Origin of the sequence: Pseudoalteromonas sp. L23 (genome assembly GCF_021728455.1) — a bacterium.
In the GTDB taxonomy this organism is placed as follows: domain Bacteria; phylum Pseudomonadota; class Gammaproteobacteria; order Enterobacterales; family Alteromonadaceae; genus Pseudoalteromonas.
This window is the reverse complement of sequence record NZ_JAKKCW010000043.1, coordinates 1-3,001: the sequence shown is the minus strand read 5'-3', so window position 1 is coordinate 3,001 and position 3,001 is coordinate 1. Positions and strand designations below refer to the sequence as shown.

Genomic DNA, 3,001 nt, shown 5'->3' with positions numbered 1-3,001 from the left:
ACCCGTTAGGGTAAAGGCAAGCCAAGCGTCGGTGTCGTTGGCTTCATCATCGTCGGTCAGTAACATGACATTGGCAATGATATCTCGTAAATCCATGACTTGGTCGATAATCGGTATCATGGAAATCAAGGTGCCGACCACGATTTGTGACGTAGAGGGGTTTTGATTAAAGTCGCCTTGTAGTGTGCCCCATAACCAATCACCTGCTTGGGTTGCGATGCCATTGGCTTCTATCAGTGGTGCAGTATTGCCGCTGCGTACCATTTCAGCCGCTCGCGCTGGGGTGATTTGTCCATACAGTGGGTTTTTAGGGCGATTATCTTCTGGTAGGTAATCGCGTTTATCCTCACCATATTGCACGGTGTATTGACCGGGCGGGGCATTCTCAATTTTTGCTTTACCGCTGTCGTCTAAGTTACCAGTCAGCGCTGTGCCGTTTGCAAATCGAATGGTATAAGGTGCGCCCATAATTGGGCTGCCATCTTGATAGGTATAAGACAACTCAATGGTACTGCTCGCCATGGTGGCAATGCCATCGGCGGCAAGTGAGAGTCGAGCATTCTCAGAGAGCGCTTGAATTTGCGGTACACTCGGCATCGTGGCGCTTTGTTTACCACCAATATCTTGCTCCATGCTGCCGTCAAACACGGTCATGGCTTTGCCTTTTAAGGTCAGTAACTTGTCTGCAAAGATGTTGACGTTACCACTTGAGTCAATACTGATTTCACTGCCGCCATTGGCAAGGGTGAGGTTGCCAGAGCCACTGCCTTTAATCGTGATATTACCTTGGCTTTGAATGAGTTGACTTCCCGCCGGGGCGGTGATGGTAAGGTTGTTGTCTGCCTTGAGGTTGATATCACTTTGGATAACACTGCGATGACTGCGACCCGCCTTAAGGGTCAAATCTTGTTTGGCGCTGACGTCAATTTGATTGGCGGTGACGTCTAGGTTGGTTGCGGCATCAGCAATCACCGACTTTTTACTCTCCAGTGCCAGTTGTTGTTTGGCGCTGGCAATAAAGGTTTTATTGGTGAGTAGTCGAATTGCGCTTTTAACACTGCCAAGTTGTATGTCTTTGGCTGCAAAAATGTTCATTGCGCCAAGTTGCGCAAGCCAGTGAATATAAGGCTGCTTTTTATCCCCATGTAACACCAAGTGCTGGTTGCCTGCTAGAGTTTGCAACACAATATGCGGGGTTTTTGGGGTGTCATCAAACATCAACAGGTTTTGGCCGCGAGAGCACAACACGTTTTGGGCGTTATTGGCGCTAGTAACAACAGATGGTTGCGTGTCATTAAGCGCAAACCCTAACAAGTAACTTTGGTCAGGGTCGTTGTTCATACAACCGATGAGCACATTACTGTCTGGCAGCAGTGGAAAGTGTAACCCTGTCGGTTGCTTTTGACCACGACAGGCATATTGTGTGAGGCGCTTTACCGATTCAGTCACCTGACTATCAAAATGTACTTGCGTGGCATATTGCCCTTGTGCATCTAAGTGAGGATTGGCCTTTGACCCCGACAGCGAGCGCACTGTGGCGGTAAATACCATCGGCTTGGGGCTATGCTCTGGGGGCGCGATACGTATTGGCTCACCCCGTGGTACACAAACCGACTCGCTATGATGCGCAACTTGCTTAGGGTCATTGGCACTGCCTTGCTTATACACCTGTTTACTGCGAATACAGGTATAATCGCCACCTTTCGCTGTGCCCAATTTACCATTTAACGAAAACGAATAACCGGCATTGGCTTCGGCTACGTTTCCTACCAGCGTGACTTCATTTTTACCTTGTTGATAGGCAAGCTCGAGATTGCCAGTGCGCTCAAATTGCTCAGCAGGATTTTGTGCAGCAGGCTCAAAATAGCTACGCTGGGCCGAGCTGACCGAGGTTGGTGGATGGGCATTCATATGCACTTGTGAGCCACCCATTCTAAAACGATGGCGGCTTTGGCACTGCGTAAACCCAACAAAGCCGGTTTCATGTTCGTGCACCAGACCATCTTTATCCGTTACCGACAGCAAGCCTCGCTCAATATAGGGGCTTGCAAGATTCCCCTCGGCAATCACTATCGACTCAATAAAATCATGGCATTCAAACCAATAAATTAAGCCGTATTTAGCTAAGAGTCGAGTGAAAAAGGTGTAGTCGTTTTCTAGCGCTTGTACGCACTGCGGTAGCGTGGGTAAATCTTTAGTGACTCGCCATTTTATCCGGTCTTGTGAATAGCCGGCTTTTTGTATCAGCTTATTGAGGACAGACTGAACATTGGCTTGTACAAAGATTTGGCTTTTTTCAGTTTGCCTAAGTAACTCAAGGCGAGGCTTTAAGACCACCTCTGCACCACAGGTGTGCTCAGACACAAAACCAGATTGGATATCAAACAAAGTCCCAGTGAAATATGTTGATATTGCATCTGGTGACTCAATTTCAAACGTGAGCATATTGCCGACGAGTAATTCATCAGCCAGGTCAAATTGGGATTCTAGGTTCGCTTTGAGTAAAAAGCCGCTATTGATACAGGTCGTGAGCTCAAAATCGACGACATGTACAGGATGGTTAGTACCATACACCACAATCCTTGTTTGCATTTTTTATGTCCACTGTTGTTGGTTAAAGCCGTTCCACCAATACGCAGTACTACTTCCTAGTGTGCTGCAATTGGTTTTTATTTGCGCGCTATTGTTACATAAAAGGCAAGCATTTTTAACTCATTTTTTTATTTAGCATTCGAATGCTTATTGGGTGTGCTGGAGAGAGGAAAGTAGCGCTGATTGTTAATTCTGATTTTATCTCCTGAAGCAGCTAAGTCGCTTACAAGCACCAAAAGAACTTATCAGCGCATTGTGTCTCCCTCATCACACCCGAAAGTAAATTGCCAATGAGTCATTTCAACGCATGGATGCGTGAAAAGCGGTGACAGGGCCAAGGATGGCCCTTACACCGCGGTGACGTTCATATTGGCAATTTACTTGAGGAGTCAGTGTGATGTTGGGAGTG

General features: G+C 47.2%; 1 protein-coding gene. It reads right to left on the bottom strand.

Annotation, left to right across the window (positions count from 1 at the left end):
• Nucleotides 1-2,592: contractile injection system protein, VgrG/Pvc8 family (locus L3V43_RS23570; protein WP_237117539.1), on the bottom strand; the 2,592-nt coding region annotated here is incomplete at its 3' end.
• Nucleotides 2,593-3,001 lie beyond the last annotated feature (409 nt).